This window comes from Polynucleobacter necessarius (assembly GCF_900095215.1).
Lineage (GTDB): Bacteria > Pseudomonadota > Gammaproteobacteria > Burkholderiales > Burkholderiaceae > Polynucleobacter > Polynucleobacter necessarius_H.
The window spans coordinates 292,835-317,939 of record NZ_LT606949.1; the positions used below are offsets into that span (position 1 = coordinate 292,835).

Here is a 25,105-nt window from a genome sequence, read left to right on the forward strand (position 1 = left end):
GGCGGTATTTGCTGCCCCTTGCCGCGCAGGTGAACCATGCCATCCCATATACAGATGACAAAAAAGAGGAGGCCCACAATCCAGTGTGTCTCGACAGTACCATCTCGAATTTCCTCTGGCCCATAGTAGAGCAAAGCTGCGGAGACCAGTAGCACCGTTAAGAAGGTCAGTTGACTGAAGCCACTTATCCATTTGCGCTTAGATTTATAGCCTGCCTTAATGTGAAATGGCAGAACTGAGCCCAGCGCTAGGGTTGCGAGTGTGCGGCTATGCCGTGAGCAGCTAGGACGCTATGCGTACCAAGTAAGAATCTTTGAATATGGAATTCATGGCCGATCAAATACATTAGGCCAGTAATAGAGCAAGTCATCATGCCGCAGATGACAAACATTCTTTGCCAATGAGGTATTTTTCCACGATGACTCATGCGGCAAGCCTGATTGTTCTTGCTGAGAATCGATCAAAGCAGGGGTGATGCTCATTATTGGATAGCGCTAAAACCTTGGTAAGCGCATCTGCGTAAACGCACTCTTTGGCGAGAATTGAAAATGATCCCGAAACTTCTGCGTGAGCGTCAGAAAGATTTTTTGCCAGCGGATTGATGATGTGGCTATTTTGTCGATCTCTTTTTGCAAAATAAAGACTGATCGTAGCAATCGCGCCGTCCTTCAAAGAGCCTAGTTCAATTCACTCATCTGGAGACTCTGGATTGCGAATTTGAATGGGAAAGGAAGTATTCCCAAACACCCGCAGATCTCCATCAGCATTTACATAACCCGAAGAAATTCCCTCGGAGATCAAGACTCTGACAGCCATATCCACGGCAAATCCTTTCGCAATACCGCCAAAATCTAGGCAAAGAGGGCGAGAGGATTTGATCAGGTCTGGCGACCAGAACTCAATATCTTCGATGTCACCCAACCCATGATTGGAAAATGTAATGTGACGGGGCAATAAGCCTGCAGCAACTAGGCGATGGCCTATTCCGCAGTTAAATAGACCATCTGATGCAAGATACACCTCTTTCGCAATTCTGATTACTTGCGCTGTCCATGGATGAATTTCAACGGCTCTTGTATGGGCATATTGGTTAATTTGGCTCAGCTCACTTTGGGTATTGTGAAACCCCATAAGATCATGCACTCTCTGAATCGCTGCGAACGCATGATCAATTCCTGTCTCCTCGCCCAATTGATCAATGGAGATCTCAACAAAAGTTCCCAGAAGTGGTTTGCAGCGAATCATTTTGCTTTGATCGCCTGGGTTGGCACAGTTGATGAGGGGATATTGTTTAAGGCTAAGTCATATAAGACGGTAACTCGCTTTACCCCATTAGTGAGGTGTTTGCAGGATAGGGTGGCGCCGCCAATATTCTGAATGTCTTGATTAAGTTTGATGGGGTCGTTGATTGTTTTTCCGACAAACTGTTTGCGCAATTGTGGTTCTGCCACTTCATAGCCATAAGATTCAACGTATTCCAAAACCTCAATGCCAGAGATGCTGCCATTGGGGTTGATGGCGACAGTATAGGTAATCATTTCGTGCTTGCCAACCACTTCATCAATGATTAACCAGCTGCCATCGGATGATTTCCAAATTCGCTCTCCTTGAAAGGGGTGTTGAATACTTGATGCGGAACGCATCTTTTCTTGCAGATCATCGGTGATGATGGGATTCTTTGAGAGGGTTCTATTTGGCAGAAGAATTTTTTGTGCTTGCTCAGCAGATACATAAATTTTTGCATGAGCAATGATGGGTGCGATAATCATTGCTAGACCAATCATCGCTAGCGGATTCGGTTTCCAGTTCATGGTGTCAATTTAGGCAGTAAGTAATTCATTTGCTTTATTGCAGAGCGCTTGAATTTCGAGGTTGATATCTTGAAGGTTGGAGAGCGTTTCAAACATCATGAGCACTCTTTCCTGCGCGGTTCGACATTGAGTGGCCTGAAACTTGATTAAGTGAGTAAGGGCGGCAACCAATAAATTCTGAATTTCCATAAATACTTTCTTTTAATTAAGCGCGAAGCCAACTTTGACAATAAATTCGTTTACTGAGTGACTATCCCAGACGCGTGCGTTGGAGCATTCAGCAGTCCCGTCGCCCATGCACGTATTGCCCTTTAACGGATAGCGCCAGGCACCAGTCACCCACCAATCTTTGGCGGCATAGTGCATATTGAGCCCAACAAAGGTCGCTCTTTGTACTTGGTTTTGCAAGTTGTAGCTTGAGTAGTCATTATGGAAACGCGCCTCTACGCCTGCGGACCATTTAGGTGCGAAGCGATAACTGGCGTCCACCAAGAAGTCCAGCATGGACTCCGGTACATTGCCATTGCCCACGAACTTCAGTTGCTCATTGGCAACCACGACGTTTCCAGATACCACTAAACGGTCATCAATAAAGTTGGATTGCCGCAGCAGTCTTGCTTCAATTTCATTTTTATTTTTTCCAATCGTGGGCTCTAAATTAGAGACCTACTCCAACGGGTGAGGTGACGGGGTTAGTGATGCGATAAATTGCCTCTAAAGATCCGACTTCAATGCCACCCTTGCGATAAGGCGATGCGGGGTTGTGCCCCTCCGGAACGGGTTGCCCCCAGTGCAAGTCGCCGCATCTCCACAAGCTTCTGGATTGGTATAGTTTTGATTCGCATTGACGTAATACGCATTTAGATACCCTGCGATTTGCAAGTCATTAGTCAGGCCAGATTCCAATTCTGATCTTGAGAACCATGCATTGTAAGAACCACTTGCTTGCTGTTTATTCAGTTGTAAGCGCTGTTCAAACTCTAACTTCCCCTTGGGCTGTAGGTCGAGTGTGTAAATCCAGCCAAACGCTACCTCGCCAGCATGAGCAAATGAAAAATGGAGGGTGGCTACAAGAAATAAAGTAAAGGCAAGCAGTCTATTAATGGTCAATTTTAGGATCTCCTAAGGTTGATGGTTAGAAAACTAAATGAGAATGATTATCAAGTAAGAAGAATGGCCATCAGCTAAGAAGTGGTGAAATTGGTAGACCAATTGCTATTTGCCTGTAAGATTTCTCCCAATGAATGCCGAGTCCCTGGAAAAATTGGTTTTTAATGAAAATGCCCTTTGGCAAGCATGCAGGACGTGCTTTAGCTGATTTGCCAGGAAATTATCTGGATTGGTTTGCACGCGAAGGGTTTCCTAAGGGCGCGCTAGGTCAATTGCTAGAGTTAATGCACACGTTTGATCACAATGGATTGCAGGCGAAATCGAAATTACTTTGAACGAATAATGAGGGTGACGCGATTTCGTTCGTAGGTGACGGTTGCTGATTCTGGCGGGCTGCTCTGGATTAGGCTTGCTTGTAGATTGGTTTGAGATTGAAGTTGAGTAGCAATCTGTTTGGCTAGGGGCTCATTTCGGTCATACTGAATCTCAATACTTCCCACTTTACCCGCCTGAATATTGGCGATCACTCCAGAAAGTTTATTTGCTGAGTAATGGTCGAAAAACACGGGATACCATCCGCCAACTAATGGCTTTTGAGTCTTTATTTGCATGGGTTCTGAGGGTATAGCATCTACCTTATTTGCGTTTTCGCCCAGGGGTAAATGAAAATCAATGCCTGTTTTCTGAACCAATTCCGCATAGGAAATGGGAGGGCTCATGCTGGCTTCATTGGTGTTTTCAATCCAATAAGCCCAGGCTGCATTTCTATTTGGGTCGTAAATCAGTTTGTATAAATAACTTGGAATGGTGACTCTACCTCTACCAATGCTGCCACTATTTCCCGCTGAGCCAGTAAAGACGTACACATCACCAGTCGCTCTTTTGACATAGGCTCTAGTTGGCTCCTCAATATTCTTAGCCCAGATACCCTGATTGTTTTGCCTTGCCTGAGGCATCATGTTTGCCAAGGAAAAGGATTGGGCCATCGCACGCTCATTGCTCATATCTCCAGCGGGAGCGTTGTGGCCGCGGTCATAGTCACTGCCGCGGTAATCCGATAGGAGGACTCTTTCCGCAAAGGGGAGTCTGGCTTCTTCATAAAACTGATTGCTTCTGCGAGGATGCGTGGCAGAGAGTTGCTCTTTATTCAGTTTCTCAACAGTATAGATAGGCTTCTTATCTTGAGGAGAGTAGTAAATAGCGAAGCTGTCAAAGCAGAGATCCCTTCCTGCCTGAGTAGTAGCTGGGATTTGCTGCTGAGGAAAGAGGTCTTTGCAGTCCTCAAACGCCGCAAGCGCACCTAAGGATGAAGAAAGTAGGAGTAGAGCGAAAAGGCCGCGAAGAAATTTCATGGGATCTAAGTGTATGACCTTTCCCGTGGAGAAGGCCATGCTTTTTTGCTTGCGCTAGCTCTATAGCCAATAAAAATCAGAAGACTAAAAACACTAGATGTACGATTTGTAGGTTTTATTTTTTTTTGAGCAAATTTGTAAAAAAAGTCCGGTTTTGAGCATTGTTTTATAGAGTGGAATTAGTGCCCCATAACTTTTATAAGTGATTGATGTTATTGATTTATATAAAGAAATTGAGTTCTATATACGGGATATCCCCAATTTCTAGATCTATTAGTTATTGATTTGCACTTAATTATTCTTGAATTGATATAATAAACTGATTAGGATGACCCATGTTTTTAAATATTGCAATGCAGCATAAAACGGCAGTCCAGTTTTTTTGAGGTTTTGCAAACCATGAATGAGTAAATGTTTACCGAATAATTTGAGCGATATGCAGGGTGCGCAGCCAGCCGTGTTGGCTGCTAAAGAACTGCTGGCACACGCCATGGCCCCGATCTATCGCGTCCTCTTAATGGCTTGCTCATTGTTACTGTATTTATGGTTGTAGGCCTTTGGCTCTGTGGCAATGGAACTAATGCGGGCGCTTTTCGCTTGGCTCGAGTACTGGTTCCTGATGAGGCTCGCAACATGGTTTGGAGTAATGGTTTTGGCATGCTCAACCAAGACAAAGAATCGCATGAAGAAACGTCAGCCGATCAAGTTGCCGATACTGAGATCGCCGCGGTGATTTACAACAAATCCAAGGTGCCTGCCGTAACTGGATTGGTAAATACCAAGCAGCAAACAGTAGCCTTGCTAATGCCTTCCGTAGCGCAAATGCAAGTCAAGTCTATTTCTCATGTATCCGATCGCATTCCTACTTCGAAGATTGATCCTCAAGCTTTGGATAGTAATTTAATGGGGTCTTTGCAGAATCAACGTGCGGTAGCGGACTTCTTTCAAAAGAAATACAGCCTTGATCCCGCCAAGAGTGAAGAGTATGTCTCCAACACCATCTTGATTGCGAAAGAAGTCAATATTGACCCGGTGTTATTGCTGGCAGTGATTTCAGTAGAGTCGAACTTCAATCCAAACACCAAGAGTCATGCTGGTGCTGAGGGCTTGATGCAGGTAATGACATCAGTGCATAAAGATAAGCATGCAATTTTTGGCGGAACTTCCACGGCTGCCAAGCCTGAGGTGAAGATTCGCGTTGGCGCTGCGAATGCTGAGGATGATGGTGGTTATGCTGACAAGGTAATGGCTGAAAGAAATCGTCTGATTACTTGTGTCAAAACCGTTCGTCTAACCGACTCACTTTAAATGGCAAGGACTTGCGTTCTTAAGCTTCTTTTGTCTGGGTTAGTCACAAAATAGAAAGCCACCCTAGGGTGGCTTTTGTTTTCTCGCTGAGAGCGTTTAGTTAACGCCGTGTAATTCCACATCAAATACCAAAGTCGCATTCGGAGGAATCGCGCCACCCGCACCGCGTGGACCATAGCCCATTTCAGATGGAATGATGAGTGTGCGTTTGCCACCAATTTTCATGGCAGTCACGCCTTCGCCACAACCCTTAATCACATGTCCAGTACCCAAAGGGAAACTGAACAATTGCCAGCGATCTAAGGAGCTATCAAACTTCTGGCCTTTGTGGTCGGTATCGTTTTCGTCGTACAACCAGCCGGTGTAATGCACATCTACATGATTGCCAGCGCTAGCTTCTTTTCCATCGCCAACAACGGTATCGATTTTTTTTTTGAGTTCACTCATGATGTTTTCCTATTTTACGCGAATTGATTGGCTAGTATATTCTGAGCTCTGTAATTTCTGATGCAAGTTAACTTTGTTTAAAACGTATGACAAATTATTGGGTTAATTCCGCCTATAACACCTTGGAAATCAGTTCCGATCACCAGTTATTGGTAACGGATGACCTTTTACACACATACATGGCAAGGCCTGGGCTCGCGCTGGTTCCTGAATCGTGTGCCGCTGAGCGCTCACTGCATCTGCGTGTGACTGATAACCCTCGCGCTGAAGTGCTTGATAGTGAAATCGCCGCAATGGCCGATGAGAATATCCGAGAGAACTATCGGGTTTGGTTGCGTTATCGCAAGCGCTTATTGGCGGCAAGCTCTCTGGAGAGCTTTGATATGAGTCTGTTTAAGGGTGAGGGAGTGGATGTTCCTCCTTTATTTATTGCCCAGCTGGCGCAAATTTTCATAAGACATATTCTGGGTGATGAAGCGCATCCATTGGAAGTGAGAATGGGCAAACTCGTCTTTAGAGTCCAGAAAACTACCGTGATTGACGACGGTATCGTGATGGGCGCGGATGATGAAGTAGTGATTCGAAACGCCCAAGCTAGCGAGACAGGCAACATCATGGACTTGCTAAAAGGGAAGTCGATGAGCATGCGTTCCGCTGACCTAGATGTAAGTCATGAAAATAATGCTGATGCCTATTGGGCAAGAAATGAAGAATTGGATTTGGCAGCGCAATTGAATTTTGGGCATGAGCCTATCAATTATTTCTGCCGAGTATTGGAGAAATGGATCAATCATTTTTTAGGGGTTGGCGGGCGTATTACGCCTATGCAACAAATTACCGACCCTCAATGGTCTTGGCACGTTGGCTTGGATGATGCCGCAACTGAAATACTCAATAACTTATACAACAAGGAGTTGGTTGAGGTCGATGAGTTGCAGAAAGTCATTTGCTTATTCCGCTTAGACTTTGTTGATGAGGCCGCGGTAGCCAAGGCTCAAGCGGGTAAGCCGGTCTATATGGTTATCGCCATGAATGATCAGCAACCGTTGCAGCTGAAGCCGCAAAATCTCCTATTCAACTTGCCGCTTGCAAATGTTTCTTAAGAAGTCGTTTGAGATTCTTTGCGCTGCTGAGCAAACCAAAAAATGGCTAGACCAGTAACGATCACGGGAGTAAGTGACCCCAAGTTCAGAATGCTCCAGCCGTGTGAGGTAACTAAAGCGCCTGATCCAAAAGAAGTGAATGCCATCGTGCCAAAGACAAAAAAGTTAATGGCCGTTTTTGGTTTATCTCGTTCATTCGGTTGATAGGCGGTCATCGCCAAAGAGGTTGCGCCTGTAAATAAAAAGTTCCAACCCACCCCAAGCAAAAACAAAGCGATAAAAAATTGATGTAAATCGGTCCCGGTTAGAGCAATTGCAATGCAAGTAAAGTTCAGCAGCACACCAACGCCCATTATCTTTAGCACCCAAAATCTCTGAATGAGTGAGCCAGTAAAAAATCCAGGAGAAAACATATCAAGCACATGCCACTCGAGTACGAATGCGGTATCTGAAAAAAGAAGCCCGCAGATTTGCATTGCTAACGGTGTGGCCGCCATCAATAGATTCATGACTCCATCACCCAATGCCGCGCCAATAATGGAAACCATAAAGACGGGCTGTTGAAGAATGACTTTCAATGGACGCCCATCGGCAAGTGAATGTTGCGTCTTCAATTCTGGGGGAAAGTAAATGAACTGCATCACAACAATTCCAATCAATCCGGCTATCGATAGGGTGAGGTAGGCCACCAGAAATTCGGTATCAAAGAGATTGCGAGTCCAGGAGGCCTGGTTGAGGCCAATGACTGCGCCAAGAATACCGCCGGCTAGCACCCAGGACACCGCTTTGTCGCGCTGACTCAGGTCTGTTAGTTCTGCTGCGGCAAAGCGATACAGCTGACCGTTGGCGCTGTAGTAACCAGCGATAAAAGTGCCCGTCACCAACGGCCAAAAGTTTTGGCTTATTGCTGCATAAGCGCATAAAAGGGCTGACAGCATCGCCACAAGTAAGCCAAGCTGACAGGAGATCTTGCGCCCAAAATAATTCTGGGATTTAGCCACAATAGAAGTGGAAAAGGCGCCTCCTACAACGTAGCCCATGACGGGTAGGGTGGCCATCCAGCTAGCGGGCGCTAGGCTGAGGCCCACCAGCCCATTAATGGCGATAAGGCGATTTTTAGGTGCAAAACCTCCATTTTTGCTAAGTCCGATGATTTAAAATGGAGGACTCGCCTCATTTGCCAAGGAAGCGCTAAAAGCGACTTGCGACATGTGGATTTGAGGGCGATAGGGTAAAAAAACCTGACTCTGTAATTTTTTCAATATTGAGGAAACATTCATGGCTGCAGAGAAATCAAAGATTATTTACACGCTGACAGATGAAGCGCCACTTTTGGCGACTTGCGCATTTCTGCCGATTATTCGTACTTTTACGGCACCTGCTGGCGTAGAGATTGTGAAGAGCGACATTTCTGTTGCTGCTCGTATCTTGGCTGAGTTTTCTGATTGTCTTACTCCCGCGCAACAAGTTCCAGATAACTTGGGCGCGCTTGGCAAAATGACTTTATTGCCTGACACCAACATTATTAAATTGCCTAACATCAGCGCCTCTGTTCCTCAGTTGCTCGCGGCAATTAAAGAGTTGCAATCTAAGGGCTACAAGATTCCAAATTTTCCAGAAGATCCAAAAACAGACGAAGAGAAGGCTATTCGCGCGCGTTATTCCAAGTGCTTGGGTAGCTCAGTAAATCCGGTGTTGCGGGAAGGTAACTCTGATCGCCGCGCGCTACCCGCTGTAAAGCGTTATGCGCGTAACAATCCACACTCCATGGGTGAGTGGAGCCAAGCTTCCCGTACGCACGTATCCCACATGCATGGCGGCGATTTCTACTCTAGCGAGAAGTCAATGACGATGACTAAGGCTTGCGATGTGAAGATGGACCTGGTGACGAAGAGTGGCAAGACCATTGTTCTTAAGCCAAAGGTTTCCTTATTGGCTGGCGAAATTATCGACAGCATGTACATGAGCAAAAAAGCGCTCTGCGAGTTCTACGAGAAAGAGATCGAAGACGCATACAAGACCGGCATGATGTTGTCCTTGCACGTGAAGGCAACCATGATGAAAGTTTCACATCCAATCGTGTTCGGCCACGCAGTGAAGATTTTCTACAAAGACGCTTTTGAGAAGCACGCTAAGTTGTTTGAAGAGTTGGGTGTTAATGCGAATAACGGCATGAGCAGCCTGTATGAAAAGATCAAAACATTGCCAAAGTCCAAGCACGAAGAAATTATTCACGATTTGCACGCTTGTCATGAGCATCGTCCAGCTTTGGCGATGGTTGACTCCGCTAACGGCATCACCAACCTCCATTCTCCAARCGACGTGATTGTGGACGCTTCTATGCCCGCAATGATTCGTGTTGGCGGCAAGATGTGGGGTGCGGATGGTCGTTTGCATGACACCAAGGCCGTTATTCCAGAAAGTACTTTTGCCCGCATTTATCAAGAAATGATTAATTTCTGTAAGACACACGGCAACTTTGATCCTAAAACCATGGGTACGGTGCCTAACGTGGGTTTGATGGCGCAACAAGCTGAAGAGTACGGTTCACACGATAAAACTTTTGAGATTCCTGAGGCTGGTGTAGCCCGTATTGTTGCCGACGATGGCACTGTATTGCTTGAGCAAAATGTGGAAGAAGGCGATATCTGGCGTATGTGCCAGGTTAAGGATGCGCCAATTCGTGACTGGGTCAAGTTGGCCGTCAATCGTGCACGCCTCTCCAATACTCCAGCCGTATTCTGGTTGGATGAGTACCGCCCACACGAAGCTGAATTGATTAAGAAGGTTAACACCTACCTGAAAGACTACGACCTCACTGGTATGGACATTCAGATCATGTCCCAAACTCGCGCAATGCGTTACACCTTAGAGCGTGTAATTCGTGGCAAGGACACCATTTCTGTAACCGGCAACATTTTGCGTGACTACCTCACAGACTTGTTCCCAATCATGGAATTAGGTACTAGCGCAAAGATGTTATCTATCGTGCCATTGATGGCCGGTGGCGGTGTATTTGAGACTGGCGCTGGTGGTTCCGCTCCAAAACACGTTCAACAATTGGTCGAAGAGAATCACTTGCGCTGGGATTCACTTGGTGAGTTCTTGGCCTTCGCGGTTTCACTTGAAGATATTGGTGATAAGACTGGCAACCAAAAAGTGAAGATTTTGGCGCGCACTTTGGATGAGGCGACAGGTAAGTTATTGGATAACAATAAGTTACCTTCACCGCGCACGGGTGAGTTAGATAATCGTGGTAGCCAGTTCTACTTGGCGATGTACTGGGCCGAAGCATTGGCTGCGCAAACGGAAGATAAAGAATTACAGGCTTACTTTGCGCCATTGGCTAAGACCTTGATAGGGAATGAGCAAAAGATTGCTGATGAGTTGAAGGCGGTTCAAGGTAAGCCCGCTGACATTGGTGGTTACTTTGTCGTTGACCCAGAAAAGTGCAAAGCGGTAATGCGCCCTAGCGCTACTTTTAATGCGGCTTTGAAAGCGGCCAGAGCTTAATAGGTAGGGGCGATAAGTATCTAATCGAGCAGATTAGATTTAACATGAAAAGGCAAGCCATCGGGCTTGTTTTTTCCTTCTTGCTTGAGAATTCGACCCTTGCTGAAATGGTTGGTGGTATCGATAAACATAGCCTTGCTTTAATGAATAAGATGCGCGCGAGTCAAACTTAAGCAAGAAATTATTATCGGTAGCAAAATAGAAGCATTGAATTCCTAAGGGGTGAGATATGTACTTTATCGATAAGACTATTCTGCCAAGTGACATTACTCCAAAAACCGTATTTGAAAACCGCAGACATATTATTAAGACTGCGGCAGCAGGAGGTTTTGGAATGGCTCTTGCCCCCTGGTTTTATAGGGAGGCGCTTGCTGCTACAGAGGGGTGGGCAGCTACACTGAATCCCGCATTTGCGGATAAGGTTGGGCTTACCCAACTGAAGTACGTCACGAGCTATAACAACTTTTATGAATGTGGAACGGATAAGAGGGATCCAGCAGCCTATGCAGAAACCTTGCAAACTCATCCATGGAGTATTTCGATTGAGGGTTTGGTCAAAAAGCCAATGACTCTTGATATCGATGCGCTTCTTAAGTTAGCTCCAATGCAAGAGCGCATATATCGGATGCGCTGCCTTGAGGGTTAGTCTATGGTGATCCCTTGGGATGGCTATTCAGTCTCTAAATGAATTAATAAAGTAGGGCCGCTTGGATCCGAAAAGTATGTGGAGTTTGTCTCCTTGGCTGATCGTAAGCAAATGTCGGGAGTGAAGAGCAATATTATTGAGTGGCCCTATCGTGAAGGTTTACGAATGGATGAGGCTATGCATCCATTAACCCTGTTTACCTTTGGCTTATATGGTGAAGTCTTACCCAAGCAAAATGGCGCTCCGGTTCGCATTGTGGTGCCTTGGAAGTATGGCTTTTATTTCAATGTAAATCCACAGGTAGACCATCCGCGCTGGAGTCAGGCTGCTGAGCGTCGCATCGGCGACTCTAAGGGAGTGTTCGCTCCAAAGATAAAAACCCAAATATTTAATGGTTATGGCGAGCAGGTGGCCAGCATGTATGCGGGCATGGATTTAAAGAAGTACTATTAATAATGAACAAAATGTACCAAGTATTTTTTAGTACCTGCATTTTTATCGTCAGTTATTCAGCTTGCGCCCAGGGAATTGAAAATGCAGTAACGACCATTCCCGCTTTAGAGGTGCAGCGTTATATGGGTACTTGGTATGAAATTGCTAAATATCCAAATTGGTTTCAGAAGAAATGCGTGAGCAATACCAAGGCGGTCTATTCAGCCGGGGCCGATGGCACACTAAAGGTTCTCAATAGCTGCAAAACCGCTGATGGCGAAATTTCAGAGGCGGAAGGCACGGCGCGGCAGATCGGCGCCAAAGATTCCCCCAAATTAGAGGTACGCTTCGCGCCGGCCTGGCTATCATTTATACCCATGGTCTGGGGTGATTACTGGGTAATTGACCTTGACTCTCAATATCAGGTGGCAGTGGTAAGTGACCCTCACCGTGAATATCTGTGGATTTTGTCCAGAACCCCTCAAGCAGATAAACAAGTCTATGAAGAAGCGCTGCAGCGTATACAGGTTCAACAATTTGATGTGCGCAAGCTTGAAGTAACTAGTCAAACCGCTTCCTTGAAAAATTAATACCACTTGCCATTATTGAATAGCTAAAGCATGACTGCGCATTTGTTACCGCCCGGTATTGAAGTTTTTGAAAGAGGCTGGCTTTCGGCTAATAATATTTTTCACTTTGGCAATGAAGATGTTTCTTTGGTGGACTCTGGATATTGCCCACACCAAAATCTGACATTGGATTTAGTCCGTAATGCTATGCAAAAGCATGAGCTGCTCAAATTAAATAAACTGGTAAATACCCATCTTCACTCAGATCACTGCGGCGGTAATGCTGCTTTAGTGGAGGCATTCAATTGCGAGGTGCTGATTCCAGCCGCAGAAGAGTTGGCGGTAAAAAACTGGGATAACACTTTATTGAGCTATGACAACTTGGGGCAAGAGTGTCCGCGGTTTAGTCATCATGGCTTGCTGATTCCGGGCGAAGAGATTTTGCTAGGTAGATCTTTTTGGAAGATACTGGCTGCCCCAGGTCATGATCCTCATTCCCTTATGTTGTATCAGGCGGATCATCGTATTTTGATTTCGACGGACGCATTATGGGAGGAAGGCTTCGGAGTAATTGTTCCTGAGCTCTGGGGGGAGGCGGGTTTTGAAGAGGTAGCGCAAACCTTGGATTTGCTTGAAGCTCTGCCAGTTGATTTGGTGATTCCAGGGCATGGCGCCCCATTTACAGATGTTACAAAGTCGCTTGCTACCGCACACTCAAGATTGGATTACCTAGCATCCGATCCGGATCGAAATGCGCGTCACGGCGCTAAAGTATCGTTGCAATACCGCTTATTAGAGTGGCGCAGTCGTGACATCCAGCAGGTGAACGAGTGGATTGTCAACACTCCTACGCTCCTCAATGCAGCTAAATTGCTTAATATGACCATGACAGCATTTGTGCTGTGGTTGCCCAAGGCGTTAGTTAAATCCGGGGCAGCAAAACTAGATGGTGAAGTCTTAGTTGCTCTTGCTTGATTGCTGGTCTTAAAAAGTCAGCGCTATTTTTCCGTACATAGACCAGTTATAGAGTTGGTAGGTTTGAGCCACCCGTTTCACTCCACCAATTGCAATCAAAAGATTTTTTATTCATCCTTTGAGTGACTATAGCATCAATCGGTATACACCAACCTCCACCAGCTGCGTTATAGGCGGCACTGTTCTAATCCCAAAAAACGAATCTGCGTGCTGGGGCTCAGGTTTAAGCCTATTGTTTGGTAAAGTTCGAGGTGACTTGCTAGAGGCGGGGGGTTTATGCCGGCAGGCGCTTTTGGGCTAAAGCCGAACATGTATCGTGCCAGCGGGGATATATCGACGAGTAGAGTTTGTTTGTTATCCGCGGGTCTAAAAGAGGTGATGACTTGAGGTCCGGCAAGCCATTGGCCTGCATTTCCGAGTGGAGCAGAAACCCTGGCCCCGAGATGGCCAAACCAACTAGATTGACCACCCCAGATTGTCAGCATTGCATAACTGGGTGAAAAGGTGCCGGTCGATTGCGCTGCTAGTTGAGGACCATATACAGCGGTATAGGCGGTATCGAGTCTTACGGTGCCGTGCCAATCACCAAGATTTAAGGGGTTGTAGTAGCGAAGTTTGAGTGTATCGGCATAACTTCCTGATCCTTGAGAGTCATGATAGCCCCAGAATTCCAGTGTGTGATCTTGATAGCGCTCTTGAGAAGCATTGATAAGTCCTAGAGTGGGTTCGGTTGAGTGCTGCTCTGCGGCGTTTGCAGAGGCAGTGGCAATGTACAGTAGTAAAAAGCTTAGCGCGCGCAGAAATATCATATAGGCATTAATATTAAATTGGAAACCACCATTTATTACCGGATTGAAGAGGAAGTATGGAACATACTGTATTAGTTACTGGGGCTACTGTTGGCTTTGGCGAGGCAACTGCTCGTCGTTTTTTGGCTAATGGCCACAAAGTTGTTGCCGTTGGCAGAAGGGCTGAGCGTCTAGAAGCATTAAAAAATTCTTTGCCAGTGGAGCAGCAAAAAAGTTGCTTACTATGGTGGTGGATGTTTGCGATAGTAATCAGGTCGATGCTCTCGCAAGCGCATTGCCATCGGCATTTTCTAAAGTAACGGTATTGGTAAAGAACGCAGGGCTTGCCTTGGGTTTGGAGTCGGCGCATAAAGCGTTTTTAAGTGATTGGGATCAAATGATTGATACCAATATCAAAGGGCTTGTACACATGAGTCGCGTAATCTTCCCGGAGATGGTCGAGCGCAAATGTGGTCATGTCATTAATTTAGGATCAGTTGCCTCAAATTATCCCTATCCCGGTGGAAATGTCTGCGGCGGCACCAAAGCATTTGTTAAGCAATTTAGTTTAAATTTGCGCGCTGATCTAATTGGTACGCCAGTGCGAGTCACTTGTATTGAGCCTGGTATGTGCGCTGGAACGGAGTTTTCAAATATTCGCTTTAAAGGCGACGATGAAAAGGCAGAAAAAGTGTATACCGGTGTGCAAGCATTGAGCGCCGACGATGTGGCTGAAACTATTTATTGGTCAGCCACTTTGCCAAGTCATATGAATATTAATGTCTTGGAGGCGATGCCAGTGCAGCAAGCCTTTAACGCATGTAACGTGCACCGCGGCGAATTCTAAGTTTTTGGTTTATTCCAGCGATAAAACTTGGGATAGACACGCATGACTACAGGACCATCAAAGTCCCAGGATTTGCAAGTTCCCAAGTAAAGCGGGGGGTTCTCACCGTTGGGGTCAAAGAATGCTCCAGGAATAGATTGGAAGGCGGCAGTTGCAAGGTTAACCAGAAGTTCACGCAGATGAGTGCAACCTTTAATGCCGCCCAGGTGGGTGTCAATGGTTTTACGCCAGCCTTTGCCAAGACGCGCGCCAATGAGCGCATCCATCGGCGGTATGGCTGCCGTGCATTCGGCATGGGGCTGACCATCCATGACCGCCTCAATCGCTTGAATCACAAAGTCTTTGTTAACCGTAACGCGTACCCACATGTTGTGAAAAGCTTCGCCAGGCTGCCAGACTTTAGCGCTGGTTTGGAATGGATTCGTTTTGAAATCTTTTAAATGGCCCTCGATATCCCATAAGCCATCTTCTCTCGCATAGCCCTGGAATGTAATTTCTCGAGTATGAAGAAGAGAGCGTGGTTTTGGGGTTGATAGCATGGCGATCGCTTTAGGGGATGGCGTGAATATCTCATAATAATGAATTGCAAAGAATGAGTTGGTAACTCGGCCCAAGCCCGCTCTGTAGTATGCTCTGCAGCACATATGGCAAAACCAATTTCTCTTGAAAAAATTCTTTTTAGCCAAGGCTTTGGTACGCGTCGCTACTGTAGCGACTTGGTCTACGCCGAGCTAGTAAAGGTAAACGGCGTTCTGGCTGAGGATCCGGAGGCAAGAATTGCCACTGAGAATCTGATGCTCAATGTGGAAGGTAAATATTGGGAGTATCACGAAAAGGCATATTTGGCGTTTAATAAACCCGCTAATTACGAGTGCTCGCACAAAACGACGCATCACCCCAGTGTATATAGTTTGTTGCCAAGCCCATGTGTTGAGAGAGGCTTGCAGTGTGTGGGTCGCCTAGACTTTGACACTACAGGATTGTTGTTGATCTCCGACGATCGACAATTTATTCACAAGATGACGACCCCCAAGAAAAATATTGGGAAGGTTTATCAAATCACCACGCCAGAGCCAATTACTCAAAAGCAAATTGATCATATGCTCAATGGCGTTGTTTTGGACGATGATCCCAAGCCTTGCTTTGCGACTGCTTGTCAGCAACTTTCGAATCATGTGTTGTCAATGACTATCGTTGAGGGTCGCTATCACCAGGTAAAGCGCATGATGGCGGCGGTTGGCAATCATGTTGCTCAGCTGCATCGCACTCAAATAGGCGCCTATCAAATTTCTGCCGATTTGGCTGAAGGTGAGTGGCGTTGGCTTTATCCGGAAGACTTAAAGCAGTTGTCCCAAAGCATTGCCTCCTAAAGAGGAATTGACCTTGATAGTTGATGGCATTGACTTGAAAAAAGAGATCCCTCTCTGGATTTTGGATGCCGATGGAAAAGCGATCGGACAAGATTTCGCTTTTACAAATTTCAAGCAGGCTTTTGAATTTATGACGCTATGCGCGGAATATTCTGAAAAGATAGATCATCATCCTGATTGGTCGAATTCTTGGAATAAGGTATCAGTTTCACTCACAACTCACTCGGCTGGAGCTTTAACTAAATTAGATATTGAGTTGGCAAAAGCAATGGATGCTTTTGCCTCCCAGGTGAAGTCCAGCTAATTAGTGCTCGTCGCATTCGTGCTCTTCCTCATTCATGCTCATGAGGATGGTGGCCAATAAGCCATAAACAACTTCGGTTGAGATCATGCCATCTTCATCCAGCTCATCAATTAAGTCATTCAGACGATCCTCTGTAGGTTCGTTGAGCAAGGTCATCGCACACTCGCACCCATAGTCAAAATCTTCGTCATTCTGGGTTTGGTTTTCTTCGGTCATATTTATCCTTAATTGAGCCTTCAGGATAGCAAATTACAGCCCAATTCGATAGGGTAAGCGCTTGGTTTGAGGCCGGTTTATGTGCAAGCGCAAAAAGTCTGGAATGATTTATTGTCATTGAAAAAGAAAATCATAGGAGACGGCATGCAATTGGATATTATAATGGCTAGGTTCAGAGTATCGATGTGGATCCTAATATGCCCTTGTTATGGGCTATTCGTGAAGTTGTGTGCCTTACCGGCACCAAGTATGGATGTGGCGTAGCCCAATGTGGCGCTTGTACTGTTTACCTTAATGGCGAGCCAGTTCGCGCATGCTCGATTCCAGTTTCCGCAGTCGGCAAAGCCAAAATCACCACTATTGAAGCGCTTTCGAAAAATAATACACATCCGGTTCAGCAGGCTTGGATCGCATTAGATGTTCCGCAGTGTGGATATTGCCAGTCTGGTCAAGTGATGGCCGCCGCCCTCTTAAAACGAAATCCCAAACCTCCGGATGCTGATATTGATAATGCGATGGGCAATCTTTGTCGTTGTGGAACGTATCAAAAGATTCGCGATGGCGTTCATGTTGCCTCTGGCCAAAAGAAATTGGCGGATGTTTTAGCGCAATACGGCGCTACTCCTGCGACTCGCGGTTAAGGAGAAAAACATGACAAGCAAAAATTCAATTTCAAATTTAGAAAATACTTCACGTCGTGATTTCATCATTAAGGGAACAGTACTTGGTGGCGGTCTCATGCTGGGCATCGGTGCACTGCCTGAGTTCGCATTTGCACAAGGAGTTAAGTACGACCCAAATACCCCCAACGCAAGCTGGTGAAGCCGAAGTGAATGCGTTGGGCAGCATTAAACCCGATGACACTGTCTATATCAGGATTGCCCGCTCTGAGATGGGGCAAGGTACGCTAACAGGTCTCGCTCAGTTAGTAACAGAAGAGTTGGAGTGCAACTGGAAGAAAGTGAAAACCCAGTCGGCAACTCCTGAACAAATTGTGAAGTATATAAATTAGATTCTGGTTTCGGCTTGGGTCGTCGTGGATCTACACAGGATTTCACGACCTTTGCCGCTAAAGTGGCGCAAAAGTTTCCTGGGGTACCTGTTAAGGCAATTTGGAGTCGTGAAGAAGACATCACTCACGATTAATACCATCCCATCGCCATGGTAAAAATGACGGCTGGTATAGATGGCTCGGGAAATGTGACGGGTATGCATATTAAGGTTGCCGGCCAATCGATTAACGCCACATTAGCACCGCAAGCGATTAAAAATGGCAAAGATGAGCGCCACCTCCAGGGCTGTTATGAAAAAGGCCCTGATGCGCAGCTCGGCTACACCTTCCCAACACTCTTAACCGAGTATGTCATGAAGAATACCCACGTGCCTGTGGGCCCATGGCGGGGGGGGGTGAACACGAACCAGAATGGCATTTTCATGGAGTGCTTTATGGATGAGTGCGCTAAAGCGGCGGGCAAAGATCCGGTGCCATTTAGACGCGCGCTGATGCAAAGTCATCCAAAGCATCTCGGTGTTTTGGATGCCGCCGATAAAAAAGCGGAGTGGGATAAACCATTGCCATCGGGAACATTCCGCGGCGTCGCTCAATTTATGGGTTACGCCAGTTACTCTGCCTGTGTGGCTGAGGTAACCGTGAAAAATAATGTGGTGAAAGTGACTCGTTTGGTGTTCGCCTTAAATTCTGGGCATGTTGTGAATCCGTACTTAACTCGAGAGCAAATCGAAGGTTCAGTGGCGATGGCCTTGGGGGCAATTTTCTTACCAGAGATCTCTGTTGAAAATGGCCGCATTAAACAACAAAACCTCGATACCTATCCACTGCTCAAGTTGTCCGCTACCCCCAGAATCGAAAGAGTATTAGTGCCTAGTTTTGATTTTTGGGGTGGGGTGGGCGAGCCAACCATCTGCGTGGTAGGACCGGCGGTGGCTAATGCGGTTTCTGCCGCCATTTGAAGATCGGTTCGAAACTTCCCTTTGAGTAAGGAAGGCTTGAGTTTGGCTTAGATGCTTGCAGCACAATAAAAAAGCCGCAATTGAGCGGCTTTTTTATCGGCATGGGGGATTAGTCGTAATTAATTATTTTTAATTTCTTTTAAAAACTTGCTACAGAAGATATATAACTCCAAACGGCTGCGTAAACCTAGTTTTTCATAAATGGAGGCCAAGTGATTGCGAAGGGTGTGTTCGCTGATATGTAGCTTATCGGCGATTTCCTTTAAGGTAATTTCGCTATTGCTGGCAACTGTCTTTACGACGCTAAATTCTTTCTCGGTAAGGGCGTCCAAAGTCGTTTTTTTGATCGCTGATGTCACGTTGCAGACAGAGCCAGTGGGTAATGTCGCCGCCCCTATCTTTAATTGGGGACATATTGAGATCAACCCAAAACTCGGATTTATCGGCGCTGTAATTCACCATCTCTACGCGCACTGGTTTTTTGTTGATTAAGCCTTGATTGACTTTATCGATAGCTGATTCTTGAGTGTTAGGCCCATAGAGAATATCCAGTGTTTTGCCTTCGGCAAATTCTTTTGCATACCCAGTCTTAGCGGTAAAAATGTCATTCACATAGACTATGCGTTGGCCGCCATCCGCCTTTGATCGGACATCGGTAATCATGACCACATCATCCGCTTGAGATACGCAGGCCTCTAAGAGGCGTACTTGCTGTTCAGCTTCTTGACGGTTGACTAGAGTATCCACCATTTGTTGAACTTCAATATTGTCAAAAGGTTTTTTCAAAATGAGGAAACGATCGCGTCTTGAAAGTTGCGCGCGAATTTCATCCCAAGAGTAATCAGAGTAAGCTGTGCACAGTACGATTTGAAGTTGAGAATCAGCGATCCAGAGATTTTTAATCGTCTCTAAGCCACCCCAACCGTTAGGCATGAGCATATCAACAAAGGTGATGATATGGGGCCATCCCTCTTGAATTGCATCTTTAACTTTTTGAACGCCGTCCTGTCCTCGAAGGGCAAAACCAATTTGGTAATTGCCATGCTCTGTATGTTTTGCTTCCACAAAATTGAATTGGTGAGCTCCAAGAGTTTTTGGACCGGCGCGGTTGTGGGGCAAAGTACCTTGCAAAAATCCTCGTAAATCGCAGGATTGTCGTCAATAACCAGAATGCGGGTTTGCTGTTGATAAGACTTAGACATTGACTGGATTGATGCTCGCAGGCTGTTTTGGTAGTGTAAGCATAAAAGTAGCACCCTTATCTTTTCCGGAACTAAATGCCTGGAGGGTGCCCCCCATCTCATTGGCCGCAATCGCACTCGCGTGCAAGCCTAAACCATGCCCCAAGGGCTTGGTGGTCAAACCATACCTAAAGAGTTTATTCAGGACCTCTGGCTCAATACCGGTGCCGTTATCGGCAACCTCGATCTGGATGCCATCATTCTTATTGTTAAAGCTAGTGATCTTTAGAGTTTTCGGTTCATTGGCGCTGGCAATGAGCGACTCTTCGGAGTTCATGATGAGATTAAGCAGGATTTGGGTAATTTTGCTGCGATCACCATCACTCTACTCAGCCTGTCATCGCCTTCTAGGCGATAGTCAGATCCGGAATGGAGTTGAGTTGCAGCAATACCTCCGCCTCTTCTGGGGTGGCATTAAGCCATGCCTTAAACAGTTTGGGGCGCAGTGGTATTACCGTACGTTTTTCATCTGCAGGCTTGTTCATCCGCTTTATTACAGGATGGATGTCAGCATTCATGGTGAGTATGGAAAATGAAACAATCAGTTTGCCGGTGTCTGGCTCGGTCCAGGTATCCCAAATTGAGGCAATTGCCATTGGATCGTTATTTGCTTGTTTAATAGCGGTGCGCACTGCTTTATCGGATTCATAGCAGGGCGCATAAAAGGCGTCAGCTAAAGCTAGCGCGTAATGTCGCTTAATCCATGCGTTTTTATAAGAAGGTTTTTCAGCTACCGTCTCTACTCTGGCGTTATAGGTCTTTCTGCCAAAAGTCTCTTCTTTTGCCCAGGACGGCAATAAGCCGAAGCGCGCCAAGCCAATCGCAGTGCGACCAGTGTGATGGCTTTTCAGAAAAATAGTACCTGGATAGGTTGGAAATACATCGTGGGTATTGGATGCTGGCAAATCTAGCTCAAAGTGGGGTTTTCACCCAATCTATATTGGCGGTGGTCAGATATTGAACACACATGGAATGATTTTACTGTGGCTTATTTCGATTTAATCGATAGCGGCTGGTAATATTGAGGTTAAATTTTAGAAAGATATCTTCCTGATGAAAAACTTTACTTCCATGTTTAATCCAGTGATGCTACGTTTTATTGCCGCCGGTGTATTTGCTGGCATGTCCGTGGGCGGAGCCTATGCTCAATAAAGTGGTTGACCTATTAATAATGCTGCGGCATCTGTTAACGGAACCATCGTTACTAATGACATGGTCGAGCAAGGAATAAAAGCCGTCGTTTCTCAGGGGCAAAAAGATTCACCAGAATTGCGTAAAGTAGTCATCGAAAAGTACATCGAAGTATTGTTGCTTTCACAGCAAGCTGAAAAAGATGGTTTGGCTAATTCTGAAAGAGCGAATACACAGTTAGCGATGATTCGCCAAAATTATTTAGCGGATCCAGAATTATCGACTTATATGTCGAAGAACCCAATTACCGATGCGGATGTTCAGGCTGAATACAACAAAGAGATCGCCTCTTTGGGTCCTCAAGGCATGATTGTGGAATATAAGGTGAGTGATATTGCTGTAGCTACTGAAGCAGATGCTCAAGCAGCATTGGCCCGTATTAAAAAAGGTGAGTCATTTGATAAGGTTGCCAAGAGTGTTTTATTGGCTCCAAATAAAGTACAGGGCGATGCCGTGGGATGGGTTCAGGCTGGGCAGGTAGGTCTGCAAATAGCTCCCGTACTGACTACGCTTGCGAAGAGGCAAGTATCGCCAGCACCCATTCAGATGCAACAAGGCTGATCTGATTAAGAAGATAAAAGATCAAGCAAGCCGCCATCATTTGAACAAGCAAAGCAGGCTATTCGCGCTGGTTTGACGCAAAGAAAGCAGTTTGAGTTTTTAGGGCAAATCGCAAAAGATGCGAAGATTGTTGTTCAGTAAGCTTCAGCAAGCCTAAAGAGACAAGGACCCTACTGGGCCCTTTTTATTTGCGATCTAGGGTAACAAAGCTAAAATTAATGTCGCCTTCGGAACCTGGGGTTCGCCCTACTTCTTTCCAGGCAAATTCATTGGGTACTTCGAAGAAGGTATCGCCACCTTCAATATCTAAATCAATTTCAGTGATGTAAAGACGGCCTGCTTTATCAAAGGCTTGTTTAAAGAGTTGCTCGCCGCCAATCACAAAGGCGCGTTCAAATTCATTCAAACTCCTTAGGGCTTCATCAAGAGATCCCACTAATTCAGCGCCCGTTAATAGGTAGCTCGCGTTACGGCTGACAACAATATTACGGCGTCCGGGAAGCGGGCGTCCAATGGATTCCCAAGTCTTTCTTCCCATGATCACGGGGTGACCCATGGTGACGCGCTTAAAAAACTGTAAGTCAGCCGATATTTTCCAGGGAATTTGATTGTCGCGGCCGATGACGTGATTACGAGAACGCGCAACAATCATGGAGATAGCGGGATAGGTTATAATCACAATTCTTAGATAGCTACTGGAGCTTTAATGTGGGGATGGGATTCATATCCCACGATTGCGAAATCTTCAAACTCGTAATCAAAAATGGAGTCAGGCTTACGCAAAATATTGAGCTTCGGTAGTGGGAAGAAATCGCGAGATAGCTGTAGCTCAACTTGCTCCAAATGATTGCTATAAAGATGGCAATCACCGCCGGTCCAAATAAAGTCTCCGACTTCTAGATTGCATTGTTGCGCCATCATGTGTGTGAGCAAGGCATAGCTAGCAATATTAAATGGAACGCCTAAGAAGATATCGGCGCTACGTTGATAAAGCTGGCATGACAACTTGCCATCAGCCACATAAAACTGAAAGAAAGCGTGACATGGCGCTAAAGCCATCCGAGGAATGTCGGCTACGTTCCAGGCAGAAACAATAATGCGTCGTGAGTCTGGATTCTTTTTGATGGTCTCAACGACTTCGGAGATTTGATCGATATGCTGACCGTTGGGCGCAGGCCATGATCGCCACTGATAACCATAGATCGGTCCCAAATCACCATCTGGTGCCGCCCACTCATTCCAAATAGAAACACCCCGTTCTTTAAGCCAATGATTGTTTGTGCTGCCTTTGAGAAGCCAGAGCAATTCATAAATAATCGACTTGAGGTGCAATTTTTTAGTAGTCACCATCGGAAAGCCATCGGCCAAATTAAAGCGCATCTGATATCCAAATACGGATACTGTGCCAGTTCCAGTTCTGTCGGATTTTTGAACCCCCTTGGCGAGGACTTCCTTCATGAGATCGTGATATTGACGCATATGTATTGGCTAAAAGTGGTTATGTATTAACGAATTATCGTGTTTGCGGATTAGGACGTAAAGCTTGTTGATTGACCACGGCAGGAGATAACCAAGCACAGCGCCCAAAACGGCATCTCCGGGAGTTACAGGTAAATAGCCAATAGCCGAACCAAATAATCCCAGCCATAACATCGAAAAAGTTAAATGATCTGGCAGTAAAAATGTTTCCAAATCAATGAAAAAGAGGCTAATAGCAAGCGTGAAGAACAGCGCGTACAACAAGGCAATCAATGTCAAATCAAATTGCCAAGCGCTCCATGCAAAAGCTGCTCCCGTTAGAAGCTCTACCAAAATATAGCGGGGTGATATGCCATGCCCACAATGAGCGCACTTGCCACGCAAAAAAAGCCATGAGAGAACTGGAATGTTTTCTTTCCAGCTTAATCTTGACCCACAGCATGGCGCTGTTGAAGCTGGCCACAACAAGCAGTTAAGCGACGCATGGATCTTTCATCACCGCTTTTGGCAGACGATGAATCACCACATTCAGCAAACTGCCGATGATGAGACCCCAGATAGTTGCGACAAATATTTCCATATCGCCCCCCTAAAATCTGCTTGTGACGTTGTTTGGATTAATGAAAAACTTTGCAGTTCCTGACTCTGCAAAACGTTCAATTTAAAATTGCTGCACCACTTCCCTTGCTACATGGAGATAGTGTTGAACGCTGGAGGTTTTTAAAGAATGGTACTTATTTTGTTGTAAAGAAACCATATCCTTTACTTGGTCAGGAGTCTTATTCGGGATGACAGTCATATCCTCAAATACTGGAATTGGTGACCTCACTTTTGCAACCGCCATTTGGCCGTATGCCGATAGAGAGCAAAAGAAATATTTTGGTGTAGCTGCGTATCTGGCAGTCCCCACTGGAAGCTACAACAGCCAACAAGCTTTTAATACGGGAGAGAGCCGATATCGATCCGACAGTCAAATGGGTTACCAACAACCCATTATTGAAAATTTAAATAGAATGATTGCTGTTGATACTATGTGGTTTGGAGGTAATAGCCAATGTGCCGCAGCATGTTTTTCCGCAAACAATACCTCCTTAAATAAAAAACCACTCACAACCACGCAACTTGGCCCCCTCTATAAGCTCAATGAAAACTACACTTTTGGTGCCTCTTACTTTTATGTGGCTGGTGGCGCCACTACGATTGGCAACACGTATCAAAACAATGTCGTGAACACTCAGCGTTTTCTATTGAGTGCATTAGCCTATTACCATGTTGGCAGAATTAGCCTGCAGTACGGGCGCGATATGGAAATCAAGAATAGCTTGATAGAAACACGACGCCTTGCTGTTCGCTTCACCACTGAGTTTTAAAGCCTCTCAGCCTCTCTACCGCTGAAGCAATCTCTTTATCGGAGGCAGTCGGTACATCAGCAATAGAAAAAGCACTGCGCCATAGATTGCGACCGTCCCGTCCCTAAGTCGTTTTTCCCCGCTTTATGCCACCAGTAGTGCAGTATCGCCGTGCAAGCAATTAAATAGACAAGCTGATGCAATAAGGTCCAACGCCTTCCCAGCTTTCGTATGGCCCATTGGTTTGATGTCACTGCCAAGGGTATCAGTAGCACTAAAGTCAGAAAGCCCATGATTATGAAGGGGCGCTTAATCACATCACCCCACATCAAGTAGACATCTAAATTTTGGTCCAACCAGAACCAAACCGAAAAATGAATGCAGGCATAGAAGAAGCAAAGTAGACCTAACATGCGACGCAACTTAATCCAGACACTCATACCTGTTATTAGGCGCAAGGGTGTCATAGCAAGCATAAGACATAAAAAGACGAGTGCCTAAGTACCAGTTAACGAGTAATAA

Annotated in this window: 34 protein-coding genes and 4 pseudogenes; 17 read left to right on the plus strand and 21 right to left on the minus strand. The window is 45.8% G+C overall.

Translation table 11 applies throughout. The features are described 5' to 3' along the window. Positions 1-326: 326 nt before the first annotated feature. The 6 genes from DXE35_RS09180 to DXE35_RS10030 all read right to left on the minus strand — a co-directional run bounded on the left by DXE35_RS09180 (position 327) and on the right by DXE35_RS10030 (position 2,921). Positions 327-482, minus strand: a complete 156-nt coding sequence (locus DXE35_RS09180) for a hypothetical protein (protein ID WP_162784907.1) — start codon at positions 480-482, stop codon at positions 327-329. Positions 483-687: 205 nt separating this feature from the next. Continuing rightward, positions 688-1,245: an FAD:protein FMN transferase gene (locus DXE35_RS01660; protein ID WP_197713929.1), complete on the minus strand. Its 558-nt coding sequence runs from the start codon at positions 1,243-1,245 to the stop codon at positions 688-690. Then, positions 1,242-1,811, minus strand: coding sequence for an FMN-binding protein (locus DXE35_RS01665; RefSeq protein ID WP_114689342.1), 570 nt, complete (start codon positions 1,809-1,811; stop codon positions 1,242-1,244). Before DXE35_RS01665 ends, DXE35_RS01660 begins: the two co-directional genes overlap by 4 nt. A 9-nt stretch (positions 1,812-1,820) precedes the next feature. Beyond that, positions 1,821-2,000, minus strand: coding sequence for a hypothetical protein (locus DXE35_RS01670; RefSeq protein WP_114689343.1), 180 nt, complete (start codon positions 1,998-2,000; stop codon positions 1,821-1,823). A 12-nt stretch (positions 2,001-2,012) separates the two neighbouring features. After that, entirely contained in the window at positions 2,013-2,387 is a 375-nt protein-coding gene (locus DXE35_RS10025; protein WP_231969917.1) for a DUF6662 family protein, read from the minus strand. Positions 2,388-2,525: 138 nt separating this feature from the next. Continuing rightward, on the minus strand, positions 2,526-2,921 hold the full coding sequence (locus DXE35_RS10030) for a hypothetical protein (protein WP_231969918.1): 396 nt from the start codon (positions 2,919-2,921) through the stop codon (positions 2,526-2,528). Between the two features lie 130 nt (positions 2,922-3,051). Between DXE35_RS10030 and DXE35_RS01680 the strand changes: the two are divergent. Continuing rightward, positions 3,052-3,256 (plus strand): annotated as a pseudogene (locus DXE35_RS01680) (DUF3820 family protein). On the opposite strand, the gene DXE35_RS01685 reads toward DXE35_RS01680, so the two are convergent. Continuing rightward, positions 3,248-4,273, minus strand: coding sequence for a DNA/RNA non-specific endonuclease (locus tag DXE35_RS01685; RefSeq protein WP_114690342.1), 1,026 nt, complete (start codon positions 4,271-4,273; stop codon positions 3,248-3,250). The pseudogene DXE35_RS01680 and the gene DXE35_RS01685 sit on opposite strands and share 9 nt — an antisense overlap. Positions 4,274-4,676: 403 nt before the next feature. Here DXE35_RS01685 and DXE35_RS10035 point away from each other — a divergent pair, with 403 nt between their 5' ends. Both DXE35_RS10035 and DXE35_RS01690 read left to right on the plus strand, forming a co-directional pair. Then, positions 4,677-4,826: a hypothetical protein gene (locus DXE35_RS10035; RefSeq protein WP_231969919.1), complete on the plus strand. Its 150-nt coding sequence runs from the start codon at positions 4,677-4,679 to the stop codon at positions 4,824-4,826. After that, the gene (locus DXE35_RS01690; RefSeq protein ID WP_231969920.1) at positions 4,817-5,581 is read left to right on the plus strand and encodes a transglycosylase SLT domain-containing protein; all 765 of its coding nucleotides are present in this window, start codon (positions 4,817-4,819) and stop codon (positions 5,579-5,581) included. Before DXE35_RS10035 ends, DXE35_RS01690 begins: the two co-directional genes overlap by 10 nt. A 96-nt stretch (positions 5,582-5,677) precedes the next feature. Here DXE35_RS01690 and DXE35_RS01695 read toward each other — a convergent pair whose 3' ends face one another. Continuing rightward, positions 5,678-6,028: an FKBP-type peptidyl-prolyl cis-trans isomerase gene (locus tag DXE35_RS01695; protein ID WP_114689344.1), complete on the minus strand. Its 351-nt coding sequence runs from the start codon at positions 6,026-6,028 to the stop codon at positions 5,678-5,680. Positions 6,029-6,114: 86 nt separating this feature from the next. Here DXE35_RS01695 and DXE35_RS01700 point away from each other — a divergent pair, with 86 nt between their 5' ends. After that, positions 6,115-7,131: a DUF6352 family protein gene (locus tag DXE35_RS01700; protein ID WP_114689345.1), complete on the plus strand. Its 1,017-nt coding sequence runs from the start codon at positions 6,115-6,117 to the stop codon at positions 7,129-7,131. Here the strand turns inward: DXE35_RS01700 and DXE35_RS01705 are convergent. Beyond that, on the minus strand, positions 7,128-8,219 hold the full coding sequence (locus DXE35_RS01705; protein ID WP_331851920.1) for an MFS transporter: 1,092 nt from the start codon (positions 8,217-8,219) through the stop codon (positions 7,128-7,130). The two genes, DXE35_RS01700 and DXE35_RS01705, sit on opposite strands and share 4 nt — an antisense overlap. Before the next feature lie 190 nt (positions 8,220-8,409). Between DXE35_RS01705 and DXE35_RS01710 the strand changes: the two genes are divergently transcribed. The 4 genes and pseudogenes from DXE35_RS01710 (at position 8,410) to DXE35_RS01730 (ending at position 13,266) form a co-directional block, all read left to right on the plus strand. Then, positions 8,410-10,644 (plus strand): NADP-dependent isocitrate dehydrogenase, encoded by a 2,235-nt coding sequence (locus DXE35_RS01710; protein WP_114689346.1) that lies wholly within the window; start codon positions 8,410-8,412, stop codon positions 10,642-10,644. 229 nt (positions 10,645-10,873) lie between these two features. After that, positions 10,874-11,743 (plus strand): annotated as a pseudogene (msrP, locus tag DXE35_RS01720) (protein-methionine-sulfoxide reductase catalytic subunit MsrP). A 2-nt stretch (positions 11,744-11,745) separates the two neighbouring features. Then, positions 11,746-12,312 (plus strand): lipocalin family protein, encoded by a 567-nt coding sequence (locus tag DXE35_RS01725; RefSeq protein WP_231969921.1) that lies wholly within the window; start codon positions 11,746-11,748, stop codon positions 12,310-12,312. Positions 12,313-12,342: 30 nt separating this feature from the next. Continuing rightward, positions 12,343-13,266: an MBL fold metallo-hydrolase gene (locus DXE35_RS01730; protein WP_114689347.1), complete on the plus strand. Its 924-nt coding sequence runs from the start codon at positions 12,343-12,345 to the stop codon at positions 13,264-13,266. Between the two features lie 167 nt (positions 13,267-13,433). Here DXE35_RS01730 and DXE35_RS01735 read toward each other — a convergent pair whose 3' ends face one another. Then, positions 13,434-14,075, minus strand: coding sequence for a hypothetical protein (locus DXE35_RS01735; RefSeq protein WP_114689348.1), 642 nt, complete (start codon positions 14,073-14,075; stop codon positions 13,434-13,436). 56 nt (positions 14,076-14,131) lie between these two features. Here DXE35_RS01735 and DXE35_RS01740 point away from each other — a divergent pair. Continuing rightward, a pseudogene (locus tag DXE35_RS01740) lies at positions 14,132-14,901 on the plus strand (SDR family NAD(P)-dependent oxidoreductase). Here DXE35_RS01740 and DXE35_RS01745 read toward each other — a convergent pair. Beyond that, positions 14,898-15,440, minus strand: a complete 543-nt coding sequence (locus DXE35_RS01745; protein ID WP_114690345.1) for a DUF2889 domain-containing protein — start codon at positions 15,438-15,440, stop codon at positions 14,898-14,900. The pseudogene DXE35_RS01740 and the gene DXE35_RS01745 overlap by 4 nt on opposite strands. Positions 15,441-15,545: 105 nt before the next feature. On the opposite strand from DXE35_RS01745, the gene DXE35_RS01750 reads away from it, so the two are divergent. Together DXE35_RS01750 and DXE35_RS01755 are read left to right on the plus strand one after the other, a co-directional pair. Further along, positions 15,546-16,271: a pseudouridine synthase gene (locus DXE35_RS01750; protein WP_114689349.1), complete on the plus strand. Its 726-nt coding sequence runs from the start codon at positions 15,546-15,548 to the stop codon at positions 16,269-16,271. A gap of 34 nt (positions 16,272-16,305) precedes the next feature. Beyond that, positions 16,306-16,575 carry a 4a-hydroxytetrahydrobiopterin dehydratase gene (locus DXE35_RS01755; protein WP_231969922.1) on the plus strand — a complete coding sequence of 90 codons (270 nt, stop codon included), beginning with the start codon at positions 16,306-16,308 and terminating at the stop codon, positions 16,573-16,575. Here the strand turns inward: DXE35_RS01755 and DXE35_RS01760 are convergent, their stop codons facing one another. Continuing rightward, the gene (locus DXE35_RS01760; RefSeq protein WP_114689350.1) at positions 16,576-16,791 is read right to left on the minus strand and encodes a hypothetical protein; all 216 of its coding nucleotides are present in this window, start codon (positions 16,789-16,791) and stop codon (positions 16,576-16,578) included. Positions 16,792-16,970: 179 nt separating this feature from the next. Here DXE35_RS01760 and DXE35_RS01765 point away from each other — a divergent pair, with 179 nt between their 5' ends. From DXE35_RS01765 to DXE35_RS01775, 4 genes are all read left to right on the plus strand, one after another. Then, positions 16,971-17,432: a (2Fe-2S)-binding protein gene (locus tag DXE35_RS01765; protein WP_269459891.1), complete on the plus strand. Its 462-nt coding sequence runs from the start codon at positions 16,971-16,973 to the stop codon at positions 17,430-17,432. 10 nt (positions 17,433-17,442) lie between these two features. Next, positions 17,443-17,613, plus strand: coding sequence for a hypothetical protein (locus tag DXE35_RS09185; protein ID WP_162784930.1), 171 nt, complete (start codon positions 17,443-17,445; stop codon positions 17,611-17,613). A gap of 7 nt (positions 17,614-17,620) precedes the next feature. Continuing rightward, the gene (locus DXE35_RS11290) at positions 17,621-17,803 is read left to right on the plus strand and encodes a molybdopterin cofactor-binding domain-containing protein (RefSeq protein WP_415070262.1); all 183 of its coding nucleotides are present in this window, start codon (positions 17,621-17,623) and stop codon (positions 17,801-17,803) included. Between the two features lie 158 nt (positions 17,804-17,961). Then, a complete protein-coding gene (locus tag DXE35_RS01775; protein WP_162784932.1) occupies positions 17,962-18,762 on the plus strand; it encodes a molybdopterin cofactor-binding domain-containing protein in 801 nt (266 codons plus the stop codon). Between the two features lie 119 nt (positions 18,763-18,881). Here the strand turns inward: DXE35_RS01775 and DXE35_RS10040 are convergent, their stop codons facing one another. The 4 genes and pseudogenes from DXE35_RS10040 to DXE35_RS01795 form a co-directional block, all read right to left on the minus strand. Then, positions 18,882-19,094, minus strand: a complete 213-nt coding sequence (locus DXE35_RS10040) for a response regulator transcription factor (RefSeq protein ID WP_231969923.1) — start codon at positions 19,092-19,094, stop codon at positions 18,882-18,884. Further along, positions 19,066-19,881 carry a PAS domain-containing protein gene (locus tag DXE35_RS10045; RefSeq protein WP_162784933.1) on the minus strand — a complete coding sequence of 272 codons (816 nt, stop codon included), beginning with the start codon at positions 19,879-19,881 and terminating at the stop codon, positions 19,066-19,068. Before DXE35_RS10045 ends, DXE35_RS10040 begins: the two co-directional genes overlap by 29 nt. A 75-nt stretch (positions 19,882-19,956) precedes the next feature. Then, positions 19,957-20,310, minus strand: a pseudogene (locus DXE35_RS01790) (ATP-binding protein); the annotation flags it as partial. Positions 20,311-20,350: 40 nt separating this feature from the next. Next, on the minus strand, positions 20,351-20,908 hold the full coding sequence (locus DXE35_RS01795) for an SOS response-associated peptidase (RefSeq protein ID WP_114689356.1): 558 nt from the start codon (positions 20,906-20,908) through the stop codon (positions 20,351-20,353). Between the two features lie 307 nt (positions 20,909-21,215). Between DXE35_RS01795 and DXE35_RS01800 the strand changes: the two genes are divergently transcribed. After that, positions 21,216-21,755, plus strand: a complete 540-nt coding sequence (locus tag DXE35_RS01800; protein WP_231969924.1) for a peptidylprolyl isomerase — start codon at positions 21,216-21,218, stop codon at positions 21,753-21,755. Between the two features lie 184 nt (positions 21,756-21,939). Here the strand turns inward: DXE35_RS01800 and DXE35_RS01805 are convergent, their stop codons facing one another. Genes DXE35_RS01805 through DXE35_RS10050 form a run of 4 tightly spaced genes read right to left on the minus strand, consistent with a single transcriptional unit; the run spans position 21,940 to position 23,814 of the window. Continuing rightward, positions 21,940-22,428 carry a dihydrofolate reductase gene (locus tag DXE35_RS01805; protein ID WP_231970131.1) on the minus strand — a complete coding sequence of 163 codons (489 nt, stop codon included), beginning with the start codon at positions 22,426-22,428 and terminating at the stop codon, positions 21,940-21,942. Positions 22,429-22,439: 11 nt separating this feature from the next. Then, positions 22,440-23,234 carry a thymidylate synthase gene (locus DXE35_RS01810; protein WP_114689358.1) on the minus strand — a complete coding sequence of 265 codons (795 nt, stop codon included), beginning with the start codon at positions 23,232-23,234 and terminating at the stop codon, positions 22,440-22,442. A gap of 9 nt (positions 23,235-23,243) precedes the next feature. Then, positions 23,244-23,702, minus strand: coding sequence for a prepilin peptidase (locus DXE35_RS01815; protein ID WP_114689359.1), 459 nt, complete (start codon positions 23,700-23,702; stop codon positions 23,244-23,246). Positions 23,703-23,706: 4 nt separating this feature from the next. Then, a complete protein-coding gene (locus tag DXE35_RS10050; protein ID WP_162784934.1) occupies positions 23,707-23,814 on the minus strand; it encodes a prepilin peptidase in 108 nt (35 codons plus the stop codon). A gap of 208 nt (positions 23,815-24,022) precedes the next feature. Between DXE35_RS10050 and DXE35_RS01820 the strand changes: the two genes are divergently transcribed. Beyond that, on the plus strand, positions 24,023-24,604 hold the full coding sequence (locus tag DXE35_RS01820; protein WP_114689360.1) for a transporter: 582 nt from the start codon (positions 24,023-24,025) through the stop codon (positions 24,602-24,604). Between the two features lie 56 nt (positions 24,605-24,660). Here DXE35_RS01820 and DXE35_RS10055 read toward each other — a convergent pair whose 3' ends face one another. Further along, positions 24,661-25,059: a protein-methionine-sulfoxide reductase heme-binding subunit MsrQ gene (locus tag DXE35_RS10055; RefSeq protein WP_331851921.1), complete on the minus strand. Its 399-nt coding sequence runs from the start codon at positions 25,057-25,059 to the stop codon at positions 24,661-24,663. Between the last annotated feature and the right edge of the window lie 46 nt (positions 25,060-25,105).

Excerpts from the sequence above, each read along its gene's own strand:
- DXE35_RS09180 (WP_162784907.1), bottom strand. The coding sequence starts at position 482 with ATGAGCATCACCCCTGCTTTGATCGATTCTCAGCAAGAACAATCAGGC.
- DXE35_RS01660 (WP_197713929.1), bottom strand. The coding sequence starts at position 1,245 with ATGATTCGCTGCAAACCACTTCTGGGAACTTTTGTTGAGATCTCCATT.
- DXE35_RS01665 (WP_114689342.1), bottom strand. The coding sequence starts at position 1,811 with ATGAACTGGAAACCGAATCCGCTAGCGATGATTGGTCTAGCAATGATT.
- DXE35_RS01670 (WP_114689343.1), bottom strand. The coding sequence starts at position 2,000 with ATGGAAATTCAGAATTTATTGGTTGCCGCCCTTACTCACTTAATCAAG.
- DXE35_RS01685 (WP_114690342.1), bottom strand. The coding sequence starts at position 4,273 with ATGAAATTTCTTCGCGGCCTTTTCGCTCTACTCCTACTTTCTTCATCC.
- DXE35_RS10035 (WP_231969919.1), top strand. The coding sequence starts at position 4,677 with ATGAGTAAATGTTTACCGAATAATTTGAGCGATATGCAGGGTGCGCAG.
- DXE35_RS01690 (WP_231969920.1), top strand. The coding sequence starts at position 4,817 with ATGGTTGTAGGCCTTTGGCTCTGTGGCAATGGAACTAATGCGGGCGCT.
- DXE35_RS01695 (WP_114689344.1), bottom strand. The coding sequence starts at position 6,028 with ATGAGTGAACTCAAAAAAAAAATCGATACCGTTGTTGGCGATGGAAAA.
- DXE35_RS01700 (WP_114689345.1), top strand. The coding sequence starts at position 6,115 with ATGACAAATTATTGGGTTAATTCCGCCTATAACACCTTGGAAATCAGT.
- DXE35_RS01725 (WP_231969921.1), top strand. The coding sequence starts at position 11,746 with ATGAACAAAATGTACCAAGTATTTTTTAGTACCTGCATTTTTATCGTC.
- DXE35_RS01730 (WP_114689347.1), top strand. The coding sequence starts at position 12,343 with ATGACTGCGCATTTGTTACCGCCCGGTATTGAAGTTTTTGAAAGAGGC.
- DXE35_RS01735 (WP_114689348.1), bottom strand. The coding sequence starts at position 14,075 with ATGATATTTCTGCGCGCGCTAAGCTTTTTACTACTGTACATTGCCACT.
- DXE35_RS01745 (WP_114690345.1), bottom strand. The coding sequence starts at position 15,440 with ATGCTATCAACCCCAAAACCACGCTCTCTTCTTCATACTCGAGAAATT.
- DXE35_RS01750 (WP_114689349.1), top strand. The coding sequence starts at position 15,546 with ATGGCAAAACCAATTTCTCTTGAAAAAATTCTTTTTAGCCAAGGCTTT.
- DXE35_RS01760 (WP_114689350.1), bottom strand. The coding sequence starts at position 16,791 with ATGACCGAAGAAAACCAAACCCAGAATGACGAAGATTTTGACTATGGG.
- DXE35_RS09185 (WP_162784930.1), top strand. The coding sequence starts at position 17,443 with ATGACAAGCAAAAATTCAATTTCAAATTTAGAAAATACTTCACGTCGT.
- DXE35_RS01775 (WP_162784932.1), top strand. The coding sequence starts at position 17,962 with ATGACGGCTGGTATAGATGGCTCGGGAAATGTGACGGGTATGCATATT.
- DXE35_RS01800 (WP_231969924.1), top strand. The coding sequence starts at position 21,216 with ATGGTCGAGCAAGGAATAAAAGCCGTCGTTTCTCAGGGGCAAAAAGAT.
- DXE35_RS01810 (WP_114689358.1), bottom strand. The coding sequence starts at position 23,234 with ATGCGTCAATATCACGATCTCATGAAGGAAGTCCTCGCCAAGGGGGTT.
- DXE35_RS10050 (WP_162784934.1), bottom strand. The coding sequence starts at position 23,814 with ATGGAAATATTTGTCGCAACTATCTGGGGTCTCATCATCGGCAGTTTG.
- DXE35_RS01820 (WP_114689360.1), top strand. The coding sequence starts at position 24,023 with ATGACAGTCATATCCTCAAATACTGGAATTGGTGACCTCACTTTTGCA.
- DXE35_RS10055 (WP_331851921.1), bottom strand. The coding sequence starts at position 25,059 with ATGCTTGCTATGACACCCTTGCGCCTAATAACAGGTATGAGTGTCTGG.